Source organism: Paenibacillus paeoniae (assembly GCF_003388735.1).
In the GTDB taxonomy this organism is placed as follows: Bacteria; Bacillota; Bacilli; order Paenibacillales; family Paenibacillaceae; genus Pristimantibacillus; species Pristimantibacillus paeoniae.
Genome location: NZ_QUBQ01000002.1, coordinates 145,330 through 162,111, shown reverse-complemented (window position 1 = coordinate 162,111; position 16,782 = coordinate 145,330). Strand labels below are relative to the sequence as shown.

Below are 16,782 nucleotides of genomic sequence, written 5' to 3'. Positions count from 1 at the left end.
GTGGAAGCATAACAATAGGACAAGGACAGCCCGAAGGCTGTCCTTGTCCTATTGTTATGGGCATTTTGTCAGCTTGTACTCATGCGTTCCGCTTCGAATTCCGACTTCAAGAGTCCGAAGACTAGCTCATCATGTCGCTTGCCTAGTGTGAATATCATACTCCTGAGTCGGCCCTCCAGCGTAAAGCCCAATCGCTCCTGCAACCGAATGGAGCTTTCGTTGAATCCGTACACGATTGCGACAGCTTTCTCATATCGAAGCTCTTTGAAAAAGTAACGAAGCAAGAGGTTGATGGCATCGGAGGCGTAGCCCATACGCCAATGATCACGGAAGATAGCGACACCGTATTTGAATATCCCGTTTCGGCTATCGCAGCTATGTGCGTTAATGCACCCTACCAGTTCGCCATCCAGCTTTTCAATGGCAAGCATCATGGAATCCCCTGTAGCTCCCTTAGCGGCTGTCTCTTCTGTCCATTGCCTAGTGCCCGCCTCAGACCTTGGGAAATAGATAGCGTCGGATGTCCGGGCGCTATCTGTATCTTGATCGTTTTTGTGGAACTGGTGCCAGTCCTCTGCTACAATTGCTCGGAGCCTCACAGATGTCCCTGTCCAGCAATTCATTGGCCTATCCTCCTTTGTGTTGCTCTAACCTCAACATACTACATGCGAGTAGCCAAGTCTTGCTTATAATTGTTTATTACAAAGGTCTATTAAAGTGGCGGATGGATAGAAAAAATCGATTGGTAATTATAAGTAAGTTAATTGACAAACGAATGCATATCGAATTATACTGTGATATAAAATGTTACAGTTTAATTAAACAAATAGAAAATAGGATTTGGGGAGGAAATGATATGTCTACAGAGTTAAAGGTAGAGAATGCGGTGGATGCTTCGTTCAATGAAGTGGTGCAGGGTCGCCGTTCCGTGCGTAAATACGACAGCAGCGCAGTGATATCGGATAGTGAAATTATTGAGCTGCTGAAGGTGGCTACGCTGGCGCCGTCATCCTCCAATATGCAACCGTGGCGTTTTCTGGTTGTGACAGACCCCGAACTTAAGCAAAAGCTGTTACCGATCGCGAACAATCAGCAGCAAGTAGTTGAAGCGTCTGTAATCGTCTTGATTTTGGCTGATCTGGAAATGTATAAGATGGCAGGTCCGATCTATGAGGCCTCATTTGAAGCAGGGTACATGACCGAGGAAATTAAAAATCGTATGATCGAAAACTCCACCAAGCTGTATTCATCTCTGCCTGCCGAACGATTGAAGGAGATTGCTGTATTCGACACCGGTCTGGTTGCGATGCAGCTAATGCTGGCTGCTCGTGCGAAGGGCTATGATACCGTGCCAATGGGTGGTTATAACCGCGAAGAGGCGGCTAAGCTGCTTGGTGTGCCTAGTCGTTATCTGCCGACACTTATGCTGCCAATTGGCAAGGCTGCGGCATCCGGCCATCCGACTACGCGTCTGCCGATTGAACAAGTTGCCTTTTTCAACAAGTTGTAATCTGGATTATTTTCAAATCCACCTTTATAAAACGTACAAACCCGGCTTCTCCGAGGAGGCCGGGTTTTGTGTGCCCGCAAGCTGCGGGACTCATCTGCACGCGATACGATGCGAAACCGATGTATGGATATACGTAGTCATTGCATTACCGAACCGCTGTCATGCTCCTTCGGAGCTTGCTTGGTGCGGTAGAAATACCAACAATCGTTCAGCAGCTTAATCTGCCGGCGGTCCTTCTGCTGGAATGCGCGCATCATTTGGTTGCACAGCCACTGCGGCATACGCATCGTCCTCCTCCCGGGCCTTACCTGTTGTTCTACTACCATATGGCGGAGGGCGGATGTCCGTGCAGGTCCAACCGAATTAGCCTAGCTGCTCTTCCTCATATTCCTCGTACCATTGCTCTAACTGTGCTTGAAGCGCACGAATTTCGGTCAGGAGCGAGATGAGCGGATAGGATTTTTCCTGAATGCCGGCAAAGTCCTTTTCCAGACTGTTAATATACTGAAGGCCCCCAATGATGGAGATGGTGGCATCATGCAGATCGACATTATCACATTCTGCCAAAGCATAAGGCAAGCTAGGCACGCGATCCGCCGTCAATTTATCGATTTCTTTATGAAGACGCAGATTTAGCGCACTGAGTTGGTACGCATGAGATGCTGGCATCTCGACGAAGGATAGGGTATCCTTTTCTTTCATTAATACATAACGCATGGTAGCCATGATGGTGTAGCTCTCCCCTCGGTTTTGCTGCTCGATTTCTTGCAACGTATCATCAATCCTACTTGACAGTGTAGCTTATACAAGCGTTAAAATTCAAGTAGTTGGGGGAGGCTAAGTATGGATAATCAGGTTTTACAGCAATGGGTGGAGCGTGTGTCGCTGGAGTCGTTCGGCAGGCCGTTCCTGCATAAGGCTTCATTCAACAGCAGGTTAAAGGCGACGGGAGGACGTTATTTCACCCGCACTCATTATATCGAGATCAGTCCGCATCAGCTTGCCGCATTTGGCGTAGAGGAGACGGAGAAGATTATTAAGCATGAGCTATGCCACTATCATCTTCATCTGATGAAGCGGGGCTATCGCCATCGTGATGCCGACTTCAAGACATTGCTGGCGCATGTAGGCGGCTCCAGATATTGCAATTCGCTGCCAGAACGCTCGGGACGCGAGGCTATGCCGTACAAATACAAGCTGATTTGTATTCATTGCGGAATGGAATATTTGCGGAAAAGGAAGGTCGATCCTGCACGTTATGCTTGTGGTAAATGCAGGGGGAAATTAAAGCTGTTTGTGCTTGACAATGTAGACATGCCATGATAAATTATTGGAAGTCACTTTAATATTCCCTGATAGCTCAGTTGGTAGAGCACTCGACTGTTAATCGAGTTGTCACAGGTTCGAGTCCTGTTCGGGGAGCCATTATCTGGAGAAGTACCCAAGTGGCTCAAGGGGACCCTCTGCTAAGGGGTTAGACTGCGTAAGTGGTGCGAGGGTTCGAATCCCTCCTTCTCCGCCACATTTTTTCTCAGGACTCATGAGTAAGGAGGCCGGGTATCGGTCTTTTTTATTTGTCTCAAGTTCGAAGAAATGAATGATTTGAAATAGTGCTTGCAATATGGAGTACAAGTTGATATAATCATTCTTGTCGCCAAAAAGCGAAGGCAGTAAATTTACAACATGTGGCCCGTTGGTCAAGGGGTTAAGACACCTCCCTTTCACGGAGGTAACAGGGGTTCGAATCCCCTACGGGTCACCAACCATCCTCTAAGAAGCAGCTCTTATGAGTTCGTTTCCGTCATGAGAGCCATTAGCTCAGTTGGTAGAGCACCTGACTTTTAATCAGGGTGTCGAAGGTTCGAGTCCTTCATGGCTCACCAGTTTTCTTCTTCCCTCGAAGACAGCTGGCGATGAAGGGATAGGTACAATTTTAAATGTGCGGTAGTGGTGGAACGGCAGACACGCTATCTTGAGGGGGTAGTGTCCAATGGACGTGCAGGTTCAAATCCTGTCTACCGCATAAATCTGAAAACCCTTGTATATCAAGGGTTTTCGTCGTTTCTATAAGATAATACTTTAGCGGGTGCGTTTGCATTGGCTTTTGATAAGTAAGATCGCTTACTAATTAGTTCATTAACTAATCAGGAAACGGTCTTTTTTTGCGAAACTGAAGAAGTATAGAATGTCGAAGTTATTTCAGCAGCAAAAATATAGTACTTTCATTTACATACGGGCAAACAAACATATAGAACATGACTGGTATCGTTAAGCCAATAATTTCCTAGACCTAGAATGTATAATTATGGTAGTATGTTGGAAAATCTAGGGTTGGGGAAATGAGAGGGGAAGTTAAGTAGGTCGTTAGCCCTAAACGTAATTCAGGCTACTAGTAGAGTCGCTTACACAATAATATAAAAAATGGGGTTGTTTACTTGAAGAAGATTATTTCTATTATGCTAACATTCATTTTTATCATCGGCTGTGGCTCAAAAGTCGAATATGATTCTGCGATTCATGATGAAAGAATTAAGGAATTCATAGAAACTGCCAAAATAGTATCATACTTAACAAAAGACCCAATCGATAATGATTTTGCAATAAGCATATTAAAAAAAGATAAAGAAGAAATTACAGAATATGCTAAGGGTAAAATGTATATGTACACAGTATCTATAAATGTTACTAGTGATTTTTTTAAATTACCGAAAGCTCAAATATATGATCTGATTGACGAAGCTGCAATAATTTTTGGGAAAACATTGGCTGATAATGACGGTGAATTCAGGGGAATGTATTCGAAGATTTTTGTATCAGAAAGTAATTTTGATGAAAATGGTATAATTAAAAGTGGAGACGATATATTGAAAAGCAAAGGACATATAATGAACATTCAGGGTATTAGAAAAATTGATGGTCAATCAAAAAAAGATTTTAGTGTAAAATTTTATGATAAAAATAACAATCCAGTATATGACAAATAAATCATTTGTACTGACCACTAAAGACTACAAATATAGTAAACTAACAGCTTAGTGGCTAAACGAAGAAACACTAATCAAAGTCTAGCGGTATTGATGTAATAGCAGATACGCTATCTTGAGGGGGCATACTCGTGGAGGTTCGAGTCCTCTCTACCGCATACAATGAAAGTCCTGGCGAAAGCAAGGGCTTTTTTACTTGTCTAATAAGATCAAAAAACTAATTATATCTAAATCTCTAAACTTCTAAACCTTTCGTCTTCTTTTTCCGATATATGGTTTTATAATAAATATTATGAAGTTAGGAGAAGCGTAAAATGAAAACAGCATTACAGGTTACAGGAGTTTTCTTTATTTTAGTAGGGGTAATCTTTGGTATAACGCAAATCTCTGGCCTAAACGAATTAAAAGAAGATGTAGGCTATTGGGAACGAGCAGCAGATCGCAGCAGCGATAACTATCTCATTGAAGAACGATACCTCATGGAAAAAGAAAGATATGAGTCGAAGCTTGTTCTTACGATTTCATCTGTTGTAGTTGGATTAATAACGGGGCTGTTTTTTCTAGCTCTGTCTACCATTATTAATTTGCTGCAAAAACTCGTCAACCAGGAAATAAGTACTCCTAGTGTTCAAGTAAATCGTACTGAACCGGTTTAACTCCTCAGAATCTATTTAACTAAAGAAGCTTTTGTGAATGTCTAAGGAATTGTAATCTTTCATTATATCTATCCATGACCATAACACATTATATTAGTGTGTTAACATGGGATTGAGGTGGAATCTATGGATATAAGCGGAGATAAGGTGCAGTTATTTCGAGTAACGGTTGATGATCTGGATTTTCTATGCGATATCGAATGCAATAGCGAGCTTTGGGAATATGAAGAAACGGTGGAGTCAGATCGTGAGGTTGTGAGTCAGACTTTTCTTGATAAGATCAATAGTGAAGATGAGCATCAGTATGATTTCATCGTTTGCTTGGAAGCTGAAGGCATTCGAACACCTATTGGTTTAGCGCAAATATGGAGCTACAACGAGTATAGAAAGAGCTGGGAGATCGGATTCGCGATTCTTCCACTATATAGCGGGCATGGCTATGGCTCAGAAGCAGCAGGGCTGTTGCTGAAATTTGCTTTTGAAGAACTGAAGGCCCATAAAGTTGTCGGTATGTGCAACTCCAGAAACAAACGTTCAGCAGTGCTTATGGAACGTATCGGCATGACTAAGGAAGCTGTATTCAAAGAAGAGTTATATTGGCGGAATCAATGGACAGATCAATTTTTTTACTCCATTTTGGAAAAGGAATTTTTTGCAGTCTGAGCAGAGGATTCCTATTGTATCCGGACAACGAGAGCTGGAAATAGGTCAAGAAGTTGAAAAAATTCCACTTCTAAAATGGGAATCCTGTGCTTAGAATAGAAATTAGAGAGCGAGGTCATCGCTCTCTGTCCAAGACATTTTAGGCGGCATGTCCTCCGAATGATGTGGAAGAAAATGACTCGTCAGGCCGTCAACCAATGGCGAGTTATTTTCGTTTCAAATAGCCCAGCAATGCAAGAAGAAAAGTACCAAGCATGATGACTTCCACAGTTGTATATGTCATTCGGCATCTCTCCTTTCAAAGGAGGAAATGCCACTTTAGGCGTCTATACTTCATAAATATGGATTTTTTATGAAACTAGAACAATATTTTTAAGCCGTAGGGTCAGAGCCCTACGGCTTTTCGAATTGCATAGGCATTCCCTTTCAGCTCTTTTAGAATAGCGCAGGAAACTGTCGGACAATGCCGTGAGTCATCATATCCGCCATGACCAGCGCTTGCTGTTCAATGGGATCGCTTAACGCGACATTTTGTTCATATTGACCTGCAAGGCGGGTCGTTGCCTCTTCCGCTGTCAGCTTCAGATGCTCGTAGAACATCCGACGCCATTCCTGCTCGGACCAGTAGGGATTAATCTGACTTAGAAATAAGGCCAGGGCATCCGCGTTCGCATACCATCGCTTGTTGGCATCTTCGGCGGCAGCTGTGTTCCCTGCTTGGAGAGCTTTGACAAGCTCCGCCGCAATGGCGAGATGTTCTGTAAACAGCTGGTTAAATTTCGAAGCTACAGCTGCACCATATAATGGCTCCAGCAGCGCGGCAAAATCTTTAGGGTTTCGCAGCAGTCTGGCTGTCGTGACTTGTTCGTCCGGCAGACGATCGACAATACTGTTAATGGTTAAGCGGGTCCAGAAAACATGCTGCTCCCATAATGTTCTTAATTGTTGATTGAGCTCAACCATCGCTGCTGTCCAACCTTGAGAATGACTTTGTCTCCAATTGAAATAATGAAACGGAACATATCCGTACATAAGGCTGATTACACTCTCCTTTTTTAATATAGGATCAGTGTATAGGCGTGGGGCTGATATGGTGCGTAATCGTGTGAGCTCTAGAATTCAATCGCTAAATTTTCATATATATGGTAGGATGTTTTGGCATGAGAAATGGATATGCAAGAAAGGGCTGCGAGAAGCTCTTTTTTTATGTTTTTGTTGACACTTCCGTTACGTAAGATTGTACATTGCTCATGAAAGGGGATGAGAGTGCCATGAAAATGAAAGAAGTATGCAAGCGAACAGAGCTTACGGAGCGGACAATCCGCTATTATGTGGAAGAGGGACTGGTCACACCCGAAGTTTCAGTACGCAACGGACGAGAGTACCGTGAGTATTCGGCTAAAGATGTAGAGGAGCTGAATACCATTGCGGGGCTTCGGAAGTTGTTTTTTACCATTGACGAAATCAAGGATATGCAGGAGCATCCTGATCGCATTCATGAGGTGCTGTCTGCTTACAAATTGAAGCTGGCGAGCGATGCGAAGGCGAAGGCAGCGATAGTGGAAGCACTGGATGGGATTTTTCCGGGTGAACTGCGGGATGTTGCCAGCATTGCAAGCAAGCTGAAGATCATGTCCGAGAAGCTGCCGCTACCGCAGCGCGATATTAACCCGAACTTCGGGAAGTTCGAGCAAGGATCGAAAGCGGAACGTGAGCAGGAATATGCCCGATTCATGGAGCGGCAGGCGAATAAAATCAAAAGAGGCCGAATTATTGTCTATACCATTGCCATTCTGCATATTCTTTTTTCGATCGTTTCGTTTTTCTTGAGTTTTAACATCTTACAGCTCATTGTTCAGATTGTGCTCTCGATCTGCTTGATCGCGGGGGTATCATGGGTACGCTATTTGTTCGCAACTGGTGCGGCGATATCCGTTTTCTTAAGTGTGCAATTGATCATTCTGACTGTAAGTGAAGGACTTATCGACTTATTATTTTACACCATATTATTAGTCGTTTACTCTGGCATAGGCAGTTTCCTCCTCTTCAAAAGCGAATCGGTAAGCGAATTTTTATACACGCAAAAGAATGGCTGACACTCTTTTATGGGGAGTGTTTTTTTTATTTCATTTTTTTTCGACATTTCCCGGGTAATTCAGCAGGTCTTAGCCATTCCTGTGCCGAATAGACTAATTTGAAGGGGAGGGATAAGATGGACTTGTGGTTAATATGGCTCATCATAGCGGGCGTGCTCATTGTGGTTGAAATGCTTACGCTTACTTTTTATCTCCTATGGCTGGGCATAGGCGCTTTGGCTGCGGCAATTGTCGATGTGATCTATCCGGATGCTTTGCTTCTTGAAGTTATTATCGGATGCGTGGTCGCATTACTGCTCACTGTATTCACAAAACCGATCACTCGTCGATTCCAAGTAGGGAGAGGTTTTCGGGATGCCGTTGATGAATTAGTCGGCATGCAGGGAACAGTGCTGGAGGATATCGATCCGGACACACCGGGCATTGTGAAGATTGGGAGCGAGACATGGAGCGCCAAGTCGAGCGAATCGATTAAAAAAGGCGAGGCGATTATTGTGATCAGCCGCGGAAGTGCCTTTTTGCAAGTAAACAAATGGGGAGGTTAAGGCTATGGGTTGGACTGTAACGATTGTTATTATTGTACTTGCTGTCGTATTCATCGCAATGACAGTGAAAATTATTCCACAGCAGAGAGTTGCTGTGGTTGAGCGCCTGGGCAAATTTAACAAGCTACTAACGCCGGGAATCAATCTTCTGATTCCGATCATTGACCATGTACGCACCAATCACGACTTGCGTATTCAGCAAGCAAACGTACCGCCGCAAACGGTCATCACAAAGGATAACGTTCAGGTTAAAATCGACACGATTATCTTTTATCAGGTGACTGGTCCTGAGCAAGCTACATATGGAATCTCTGACTATGTATACGGCGTACGGAATATCAGTACGGCAACGATGAGGCAGATCATCGGTAAGATGGAACTCGATGAGACGCTGTCGGGACGGGAGAAAATTTCATCGGATATTCGAATCGCGCTGGATGAGGCGACCGAGAAGTGGGGCGTACGGATTGAACGCGTGGAGGTTATCGACATTCAGCCGCCAACCGATATTCAAGACGCGATGGATAAGCAGATGAAGGCGGAGCGCAGCAAGCGCGCGATGGTTCTGGAAGCGGAAGCGGCGAAGCAAGATATGATTCTCCGCGCAGAAGGTGACAAGCAAAGTAAAATTCTGAAGGCAGAGGGAGAGAAGGAAGCTCGTATTCGCCAGGCCGAAGGCCAGCGTCAAGCCCAGGAGCTGGAAGCGCTCGGGGAAGCGAAGGCGATTCAATCTATTGCCGAAGCAGAGAAACATCGTATCGAGCTGCTGCGTTCAGCTGGACTTGATGAGCAAGTACTTACTTACCGTTCTCTGGAGGCACTCTCCGATATTGCGAACGGGGCTGCGAATAAAGTATTTATTCCGACACGTGCGATCGAGACGCTCGGCAGCATCGGGGCGATTGGCGACATGCTGAAGGAGAGCAAGAAGTAACCTGTAACTCATGAGCAGCTTCCCTCCAAGGCTGGCCTTATGCCTGCATGGAGGGAAGCTGTTTTCTAGTCGTAGTGGACAGTTTTGAAGTGAATTGTTCCCACTGTTGATCGGGTTTAAATAAACACCTTAAAATAACCTTAAAAAAGTGTGACCAAAGGCAGAGTTAAACGTATATCTCTTTATGAGCAACACATATTGAAAGGAGAGAGTGTTTTGAATTTTATGAATCAGGACCCGAATGGCCAGCCGGCTCCGAATCCCAATCGTAAGCCGCCAGAGCTGAAGCCGGGAACCGTTAAGAAAATGGTGATCGGTGTTGTGGCAGCTGTTGTGCTGTTTTATCTGGGCTCGACATCGTTCTACACCGTGCAGGAGCAGGAGCGCGCGGCTATTTTGACGTTCGGTAAGTATGATCGCGAGACATCATCCGGACTTCACTTTAAGTGGCCATCGCCCATTCAAGAGGTTAGAATTGTTCCTGCCGAGTTGACTCAGCATATTACGATTGGCTATCGTCAGAACGGTAACTCCGTAACGCCGGTGGATGAAGAGTCCATGATGATTACGGGTGACGAAAATATCGTATCGGCCGATGCGGTCGTAACATGGAAGATTAGCAATATCCGCAATTATCTGACTAACATTAGCAATCCGGAGCAGTTCCTTCGTAACTCGGCCAGCGCGTCGATTCGCTCCGTTATCGGTGCACAGAAGCTGGATTACGCGATTACGGATGGCAAGACTGCCATCCAAGACCAGGCTCGCGAGCGTCTGATCGAGCTGCAAAACAAATACGAGACTGGCATTCAAATTATTGACTTGAAATTCCAGGATATCGAACCACCGGGCGGCGAGGTAGAGGAAGCGTTCCGTGCCGTTACGAATGCCCGCGAGGAAAAAAATACGAAGGTCAATAACGCTAAAAAGTATGAATTCGATATTATTCCGAAAGCGCGCGGTGAAGCGCAAGCACTGCTTGAGAAGGCGGAAGGAGAGAAGTTGTCCCGTGTTCTGAACGCGCAGGGTGACGTAGCGAAGTTCAATGCCATCTATGCGGAATATGTGAAAAACCCTGGTGTAACAGAAAGCAGGCTTATACTGGAGACACTGGAGAAAATTTTGCCGAATGCCCAAATCTTTATTACGAATTCAGGCAGTGACACGGTCAATTATTTGCCGCTGAACGAACTGCTGCGCGATCGCGGTGCCTCCTCTACAAGCAACAGCAGTAACAACAGCAGTAACAACAGCAGTAACAACAGCAGTAACAACAGCAGTAACAACAGTACTAGCAGCAATAATAACACTCAGCAATCGCAGGGAGGTGACGGACAATGAAGCCAAAACACTGGTTAGGTATTATTGGCGCCGTCGTCGTGCTTATGATCGTCGCTGGTTCTCTCTTTGTTGTAAAGGAAGGCGAGTACAAGGTGGTGCTTCGCTTCGGTGAAGCGAAGAGATCGGTTATGGAGCCTGGACTTAATTTCAAGATTCCGTTTATCGAAAGCACAACGACACTGCCTAAGTATCAAATGACGCTGGAGAGCAAAACGGGCCAAATTATGACGAAGGACAAAAAGCCAATTTTGGTAGATAACTACACCATTTGGCGCATCGAAAATCCTGGTAAGTTTTACCGTACCTTGTATGCAGTAAGCGGGGGCTCGCAACGGATAGAAGAGTTTGTCTATAACTCTGTCAGAAGAAAGCTTTCCGAAGTGGATTATGACGTCATTATTAGTGAAAACTCGTCTAGAGGAAATATCAATGACGAAATTACGAACGATGTTTCGCTTGCGCTGGAGCGTGCTGATTACGGCATCGAGATCGTAGACGTCCGCATTAAGCGTACTGACCTGCCGGACAGCAATAAGCAGAGCGTATACAACCGTATGATTTCCGACCGTCAGTCCATTGCGGCACGTTATCTGTCTGAGGGTGACGAGGAATCCAAGAAAATTACGGCCAAAGCAGATCGGACCGCTGTGGAGCTGATGGCCAAATCGGAAGCCGACGCGAAGAAGATCATTGCTGAAGGCGAGCAAGAAGCGGCTCAAATCTATAACAATGCTTACGGCAAGGACCCTCAATTCTACAACATGTACCGTACGCTAGAGAGCTATATTGTGACGTTGCAGGATAATCCAGTCATTATGCTGCCGATCGATTCGCCTTATGCGAAAATTTTGTTAGGTAAATAAGTTAAAAGAAAATACTGATGCCAGCAATCTCTCCAAAATATGCGGTTGTCCCTAGTTATGCGTACACGAGTGTCATAGATTCCCTTCATAGACTATATAGAGGTGAATCGATTGGCCAAAAACTATGCGAGCCGCAATATTAGAGGGAAGCTGCGCGTCTGCAATTACATGCTGAAGGATACCGAACTGCGCCAATACGTGCCCAGGACGGTGTCCTTCAGTCGTTCTAACTTGCAAATGATGACGGATGCCTATTCATCTATATATGTAAAGCCGGATATAGGGTCATTGGGTATCGGTGTATGCAAAGTGAAGCGAAAAAGAAAAGGCTATGAATTGAAAGCGGTGGAAGGCAAGCGGCAATGGAAAGCCTATTACGATAGCTTCTCTGGATTATTTGGAAAACTATCTGGGATGAAGCAAGGAAAGCTAATTATACAGCAAGGCATCAAGCTGGATCGGGTGAACGGCCGTCCCTACGATATTAGAGCCATGGTACAACGCAGACCGAAGGGCCAATGGATATGTACGGGATTTATGGTGAAGGTCGGGGCTGCCAAAAAGATTGTAACGAACTATTATCAAGGCGGTACGGTCTATACGCTGGGCAAGCTTCACCGTAAGCTAGGACTATCAACGGATGATTCAGGTCGTCGAGAGCGGGCGCTCACGATCGCCTCACTTCGAATTGCCAGGCTGCTGAGCGGAAGACAATCGGGGATGAACGAGATAGGCGTCGACTTTGCACGCGATTCGGCGGGTAGTCTGTGGGTGCTTGAAGTGAATTCCAATCATCCGCAATTTCATCCTTTGAAACAAATGGACCCTGAGGCTTATCAGAAAATGAAACGGTATGCGTCATATTATGGCAGACGGACTGCCAAATAAGCTTGGCATCAAAGATCGGGAGCTTATCCTGATCTTTTTTTCGTCTCCTATTAAACGTAAGACTTGAAAAACTAATGATATTAGTTTATATTAAAACTAACAACATTAGTTTTGTGAAAAGGACGTGATATCCATGAGAATGATTCGTCAGCAATCGGTGATTCAACTGACCTATATGCCCATATTGTTTCCCGTTAACTGTTATCTGGTTGAGGAAGATGACGGCTTGACGTTGGTGGACGCGGCTCTGCCGGTCAATGCATCTGCGATTATGAAAGCGGCGGAGGAGATTGGCAAGCCGATTACACGGATTGCCTTAACCCACGCGCATGGCGATCATGTCGGTTCGCTCGATGCATTGAAAAAACAGCTGCCTGGCGTAAGTGTGTCTATTTCGGATAGAGATGCGAGACTTCTGAGAGGAGATACCAGCTTGCTGGACGGTGAAGAACAATTGCCGATTCGCGGAGGGACCCCGAAAGGCATCACGACAGTGCCGGATATAAAGCTGCAGGACGGCGATCGTGTCGGCTCTTTGCTTGCCTTGTCTACCCCTGGGCATACGCCGGGATCTATGTCCTTCTATGACGAGCGTTCAGGTGTACTGATTGCAGGTGATGCCTTTACATCGCGCGGCGGCTTGGCTGTAGCGGGACATGCGAAGCTTGGATTCCCGTTCCCGGCCTTTGCAACGTGGAGCCCGGCAATCAGTCTAGCGAGTGCGAGCAAGCTGGCTGACTTGCATCCGACTTGGCTCGCGGTGGGACATGGGAATATGATTGCTCAGCCTGAGCAGGCTATGCGAAAGGCAATCGCTGAGAGCGAAAGACGACTTCTTAAGAAAGGAGTATTGGATCATGTCACCTAGAGCCGGATTGGATTTGCCGCAAATTGTGGGGACGGCGGCACAGCTTGCAGACAAGGATGGTGTGGAGGCGGTGACGCTGGCTTCGGTTGCGCAGAAGCTGGGCGTCAAGTCACCCTCGCTCTACAATCATGTGAACGGTTTGCCAGCGCTTCGCTCTCACTTAGTTATTCATGGTCTTGCGCGACTGAATGAGGTGATTCGGGAAGCAGCGGGAGAGTCTCAAGGCGATCAAGCAGTGATGAACATTGCGGCAGCTTACTTGTCATTTGCCAGAGGCCACCCCGGTTTATATTCGCTGACGCTTCGCTCGCCATCGCTTGAGCAAGAGGAACATGTCAAGCTTGGCGCTGAGCTCGTTGAGAGGTTATTGTCGGCATTATCGCCGTACAGCTTGTCTCAGGAAGAGGGTATACATGCCGTCCGGGGATTAAGAAGCCTGCTTCACGGCTTTGCCTCGATTGAAGCAGAGGGCGGGTTCGGCATGCCTGTCTCCTTGAATGAAAGCTTTCGCTTTGCGCTGGGTCGATTTTTGGCAGGATTGGAGCGGCTTAGCAGTTAGTTAACTTTCGCTGTACAAATTCGAACCTCTGTAGTAATATCCAATCAAATGACGTGATGAGTGAGGATCCTTTGCCCCTGCGAAGGGTCCTCCGTCCGTTCACACATCCCAAGACGAAGAAGGTATCAATCACATGATGGGACGTATGTCCAAAGCCAGCTCTCACGTCGTAAAGTTCGGTATGCCAATGACCGCACGGGAATGGAGGAATGCCCGTATTGACCTCGGGGCCTCCTGCTTGTTCGGGTTATTTAACGTAGTGATGAATCAATTCTATGTCGCGTTTGCCATTCAGCAAGGAGCTAGCAACCTGCAAGTTGGTTTACTTGCCGCCGCGCCCGCTGTTGGTCTGATCTTTTCGCCTTTCTGGGCGAACTGGATTGAGAAAGCGCGTAATCCCAAGCCGTTTGTTATCATTCCGAATGCAATCGGTCGGTTATTGTTGCTGCTGCCTGCATTTTTCCCTAACCCCTCCATCTATGTTGTGGCTGCGCTAATGTTCCAATTGCTGATGGGCATACAATCCCCGGCGTATGCATCGCTTGTATCGCGGATGTATCCGACCGATATACGCGGTCGATTAATGGGCTATGTACGTGTAGCCATGGGTATCTTGATGATACCGCTAGCCTATATGGTCGGCGGATGGTCGGAAGCGTTCGGACCATCGGGGCCGCTCATTGCAGCCTCCATCGCAGGATTATTGTCTATCGGACTATTCAATACGCTCAAACTATCCAAAAAAGTCGAGCGGAGCTCGCATCCGGCGGTGAATGCTGAGCCCGAGCCCGATCGAAAGAAACAACAGTTTTCGATGCGGGAGCAGTGGGAGCTAGTCAAGTCGAACAGAACGCTTGCTGTATTTTTGGCAGCTACGACATTTGCCGGCTTCGGCAATATGCTGGCAAGCCCGCTGTACCAAATTACTCAAGTTGATGTGCTTGGCTTGACCAATTTGCAGATCGGCTATGCGCGTGTCGCTTATTTCACCGCCTTGCTTCTCACCTTTTGGATAGCGGGGCTTATGATTGATCGATTCCCTATCAAATACACGCTAATGATCGGAATTGGAGCGTATGCCGTTGTTCCGATGTTATACGGTGTATGGGGAACCTATAGCGCTGTTATTGTGGGCAATGCGGTCCAAGGCATCGGCGAGGCGATATGGGATATCGGTATTTTGGCTTTTGTCTTCCGGCTTGTACCGGGCCGAGAAGCGATGGTGTTCGGCATCCATCTGATGCTGTTCGGTATTCGGGGAACGCTGGGGCCGCTGCTAGGTGCTACGCTGACATCCAGTCTGTCCATGAGTACTCTGCTTATCGCGGCATCCATCTGCGGATGGATTGGCACAGCGCTGTTCATCCTCGGCAATCGGAATAATAAGGACTCGCTAATTCACCGAGTTAAATGACAAAAAAGAGGACATCCTTCTCATTGCGTATGGCAATGGAGGTTGTCCTCTCTTGTTGTGCAGGGCAAATCAATATAACGATATCGTTAGCGTGTCTCGTTCGTAGTAAGAATGAAGCGTAGCTTCACTGCCTACAATCTCGACGCTTATAAGCGAGGTAATACATTTCTTCAACGCATTTTTACCGGTGGTCAGTTTACGGTTTAATACGGCGGCGAGCTTTTCCAGCGCTTGTTTATTCGTATCCGTTAAGTATACAGGTATCGTTTTATTTTGGAACATCAGCATAGTTTTCATGGTATGACCTCCATCCTATGAAGGATTTTTTTCTAGTGTAACGGATAAATATTAAATAAGTCTTAAAAAACAGTGATCAAAAGGTTACAAAATCGTCACTTTTCCAGTATCCATGCGCGATTTCAGTCCCAATCCCTAGTTTTAAGCTGTAATTAGTATACTGCAAAGCGATTGGATTGCAAGCAGTATTTCCTGAACTCTTTTAAAAGGAGCTGAATCAACGCCAATCGCATACATAGAGGCATCACAGCAAAATTGCATAAAAAGAAACTAATAAGACAACTGTTTTCCTGCCAGGAGGATCGATATAATGGTACTCGTAAGGCAAAATAAGACACAACATTAAGCAGCAGAATATAATCAAAAGGGAGTGCGGCTTCAATGACACGGATGGGCATTGGTTTACAGATGTATACTCTTCGGGATGTTACGGCTGTCGATTTCGAAGGGACCCTGCGCAAGGTTGCGGCATTGGGCTATGAAGGCGTTGAGTTTGCTGGCTACGGTGGTATTGAGGCGGAGCGCATGCGCGATCTGTTGCAGGAGCTTGGATTGCAAGCAATTGGAAGCCATATTGGCTTGCATCTGCTGGAAGGCAACCTGGAGAATGAAATCGCTTACCTGAAAACAATCGGGGCGAAATACGCGATCTGCCCATGGCTGCCTCAAGAGGCGCGCGATGCGGAAGCTTGGCGCGGCCATCTGGTGAAATTCGAGCAATACGGCAAACGTTTCCGTGAGGAAGGCATTGCATTCGCCTATCATAATCATGAGTTCGAATTTGAGGTCGAGCTTGATGGTCAGGTTGTATTTGACGCTTTGTATGAGCGTATTTCCCCAGAGTATTTGCAAGTTGAGATGGACATTGGCTGGGTACAATATTCCGGTATTGATCCGGTTAGCTATGTAAAGAAGTACGCGGGCAGATTGCCGCTGCTTCACTTAAAGGACTTCCGCAGTGGGGAGAAAGGCGGGCAGATCGATACGGTTGAGCTAGGCAAAGGCGATTTGCCGCTGGAAGCCGTTATTGCTGCCGCTTCTGAGTCATCTGTTGAATGGATTATCGTGGAGCAGGATGTATGCGCGAATCCGCCGCTTGAATCGGTTGCAACGAGCATAGAGTGGTTGAAACAAAATTATTTATCCAAATTTGAATAAAGGCAG

The 16,782-nt window shown here is 46.2% G+C and carries 20 protein-coding genes and 5 tRNA genes; 20 read left to right on the top strand and 5 right to left on the bottom strand.

Features of this window, described 5'->3' with window-relative positions; translation table 11 throughout:
- Nucleotides 1-68: 68 nt before the first annotated feature.
- A complete protein-coding gene (locus tag DX130_RS13275; protein WP_116046191.1) occupies nucleotides 69-623 on the bottom strand; it encodes a GNAT family N-acetyltransferase in 555 nt (184 codons plus the stop codon).
- 233 nt (nucleotides 624-856) lie between these two features.
- On the opposite strand from DX130_RS13275, the gene DX130_RS13270 reads away from it, so the two are divergent.
- Nucleotides 857-1,510, top strand: coding sequence for a nitroreductase family protein (locus DX130_RS13270; protein ID WP_116046190.1), 654 nt, complete (start codon nucleotides 857-859; stop codon nucleotides 1,508-1,510).
- 137 nt (nucleotides 1,511-1,647) lie between these two features.
- On the opposite strand, the gene cmpA is transcribed toward DX130_RS13270, so the two are convergent.
- Nucleotides 1,648-1,791 carry a cortex morphogenetic protein CmpA gene (cmpA, locus tag DX130_RS13265; RefSeq protein ID WP_116046188.1) on the bottom strand — a complete coding sequence of 48 codons (144 nt, stop codon included), beginning with the start codon at nucleotides 1,789-1,791 and terminating at the stop codon, nucleotides 1,648-1,650.
- Between the two features lie 82 nt (nucleotides 1,792-1,873).
- Nucleotides 1,874-2,236, bottom strand: coding sequence for a hydrolase/acyltransferase (locus DX130_RS13260; RefSeq protein ID WP_116046187.1), 363 nt, complete (start codon nucleotides 2,234-2,236; stop codon nucleotides 1,874-1,876).
- A gap of 117 nt (nucleotides 2,237-2,353) precedes the next feature.
- On the opposite strand from DX130_RS13260, the gene DX130_RS13255 reads away from it, so the two are divergent.
- The 9 genes from DX130_RS13255 to DX130_RS13215 all read left to right on the top strand — a co-directional run bounded on the left by DX130_RS13255 (nucleotide 2,354) and on the right by DX130_RS13215 (nucleotide 5,813).
- Complete coding sequence (locus DX130_RS13255) at nucleotides 2,354-2,833, top strand: SprT family protein (RefSeq protein ID WP_116046185.1); 480 nt, start codon at nucleotides 2,354-2,356, stop codon at nucleotides 2,831-2,833.
- A gap of 26 nt (nucleotides 2,834-2,859) precedes the next feature.
- Nucleotides 2,860-2,935: transfer RNA gene (locus DX130_RS13250), tRNA-Asn, on the top strand.
- Between the two features lie 6 nt (nucleotides 2,936-2,941).
- Nucleotides 2,942-3,032: transfer RNA gene (locus DX130_RS13245), tRNA-Ser, on the top strand.
- A 165-nt stretch (nucleotides 3,033-3,197) separates the two neighbouring features.
- Nucleotides 3,198-3,272: transfer RNA gene (locus tag DX130_RS13240), tRNA-Glu, on the top strand.
- 45 nt (nucleotides 3,273-3,317) lie between these two features.
- Nucleotides 3,318-3,393 (top strand) — tRNA-Lys (locus tag DX130_RS13235).
- Between the two features lie 58 nt (nucleotides 3,394-3,451).
- Nucleotides 3,452-3,533, top strand: a tRNA-Leu gene (locus DX130_RS13230).
- A gap of 412 nt (nucleotides 3,534-3,945) precedes the next feature.
- Nucleotides 3,946-4,494 carry a hypothetical protein gene (locus DX130_RS13225; protein WP_133297928.1) on the top strand — a complete coding sequence of 183 codons (549 nt, stop codon included), beginning with the start codon at nucleotides 3,946-3,948 and terminating at the stop codon, nucleotides 4,492-4,494.
- Between the two features lie 314 nt (nucleotides 4,495-4,808).
- Nucleotides 4,809-5,150, top strand: a complete 342-nt coding sequence (locus DX130_RS13220) for a hypothetical protein (protein ID WP_116046182.1) — start codon at nucleotides 4,809-4,811, stop codon at nucleotides 5,148-5,150.
- A 126-nt stretch (nucleotides 5,151-5,276) separates the two neighbouring features.
- Entirely contained in the window at nucleotides 5,277-5,813 is a 537-nt protein-coding gene (locus DX130_RS13215) for a GNAT family N-acetyltransferase (RefSeq protein WP_116046181.1), read from the top strand.
- A 435-nt stretch (nucleotides 5,814-6,248) separates the two neighbouring features.
- Here DX130_RS13215 and DX130_RS13210 read toward each other — a convergent pair whose 3' ends face one another.
- Entirely contained in the window at nucleotides 6,249-6,845 is a 597-nt protein-coding gene (locus tag DX130_RS13210; protein ID WP_116046179.1) for an acetylglutamate kinase, read from the bottom strand.
- A 239-nt stretch (nucleotides 6,846-7,084) separates the two neighbouring features.
- On the opposite strand from DX130_RS13210, the gene DX130_RS13205 reads away from it, so the two are divergent.
- The 9 genes from DX130_RS13205 (at nucleotide 7,085) to DX130_RS13165 (ending at nucleotide 15,321) form a co-directional block, all read left to right on the top strand.
- Nucleotides 7,085-7,909: a helix-turn-helix domain-containing protein gene (locus DX130_RS13205; protein ID WP_165861270.1), complete on the top strand. Its 825-nt coding sequence runs from the start codon at nucleotides 7,085-7,087 to the stop codon at nucleotides 7,907-7,909.
- Between the two features lie 116 nt (nucleotides 7,910-8,025).
- Nucleotides 8,026-8,454 (top strand): NfeD family protein, encoded by a 429-nt coding sequence (locus DX130_RS13200; protein ID WP_116046176.1) that lies wholly within the window; start codon nucleotides 8,026-8,028, stop codon nucleotides 8,452-8,454.
- 4 nt (nucleotides 8,455-8,458) lie between these two features.
- Nucleotides 8,459-9,388, top strand: a complete 930-nt coding sequence (locus DX130_RS13195; protein ID WP_116046175.1) for an SPFH domain-containing protein — start codon at nucleotides 8,459-8,461, stop codon at nucleotides 9,386-9,388.
- Between the two features lie 225 nt (nucleotides 9,389-9,613).
- Nucleotides 9,614-10,729 carry an FtsH protease activity modulator HflK gene (hflK, locus tag DX130_RS13190; protein ID WP_116047162.1) on the top strand — a complete coding sequence of 372 codons (1,116 nt, stop codon included), beginning with the start codon at nucleotides 9,614-9,616 and terminating at the stop codon, nucleotides 10,727-10,729.
- Nucleotides 10,726-11,592, top strand: coding sequence for a protease modulator HflC (gene hflC / locus DX130_RS13185; protein ID WP_240644494.1), 867 nt, complete (start codon nucleotides 10,726-10,728; stop codon nucleotides 11,590-11,592). Before hflK ends, hflC begins: the two co-directional genes overlap by 4 nt.
- Before the next feature lie 111 nt (nucleotides 11,593-11,703).
- Nucleotides 11,704-12,480, top strand: coding sequence for a YheC/YheD family protein (locus DX130_RS13180; protein ID WP_240644493.1), 777 nt, complete (start codon nucleotides 11,704-11,706; stop codon nucleotides 12,478-12,480).
- 133 nt (nucleotides 12,481-12,613) lie between these two features.
- A complete protein-coding gene (locus tag DX130_RS13175) occupies nucleotides 12,614-13,348 on the top strand; it encodes an MBL fold metallo-hydrolase (RefSeq protein WP_116046173.1) in 735 nt (244 codons plus the stop codon).
- Nucleotides 13,338-13,907: a TetR/AcrR family transcriptional regulator gene (locus tag DX130_RS13170; protein WP_116046171.1), complete on the top strand. Its 570-nt coding sequence runs from the start codon at nucleotides 13,338-13,340 to the stop codon at nucleotides 13,905-13,907. Before DX130_RS13175 ends, DX130_RS13170 begins: the two co-directional genes overlap by 11 nt.
- A 133-nt stretch (nucleotides 13,908-14,040) precedes the next feature.
- A complete protein-coding gene (locus DX130_RS13165) occupies nucleotides 14,041-15,321 on the top strand; it encodes an MFS transporter (RefSeq protein ID WP_240644492.1) in 1,281 nt (426 codons plus the stop codon).
- Between the two features lie 69 nt (nucleotides 15,322-15,390).
- Here DX130_RS13165 and DX130_RS13160 read toward each other — a convergent pair whose 3' ends face one another.
- Nucleotides 15,391-15,618 carry a 3-dehydroquinate dehydratase gene (locus DX130_RS13160; protein WP_116046169.1) on the bottom strand — a complete coding sequence of 76 codons (228 nt, stop codon included), beginning with the start codon at nucleotides 15,616-15,618 and terminating at the stop codon, nucleotides 15,391-15,393.
- Between the two features lie 381 nt (nucleotides 15,619-15,999).
- Between DX130_RS13160 and DX130_RS13155 the strand changes: the two genes are divergently transcribed.
- Nucleotides 16,000-16,776 carry a sugar phosphate isomerase/epimerase family protein gene (locus DX130_RS13155; protein ID WP_116046167.1) on the top strand — a complete coding sequence of 259 codons (777 nt, stop codon included), beginning with the start codon at nucleotides 16,000-16,002 and terminating at the stop codon, nucleotides 16,774-16,776.
- The last annotated feature ends 6 nt before the right edge of the window (nucleotides 16,777-16,782 follow it).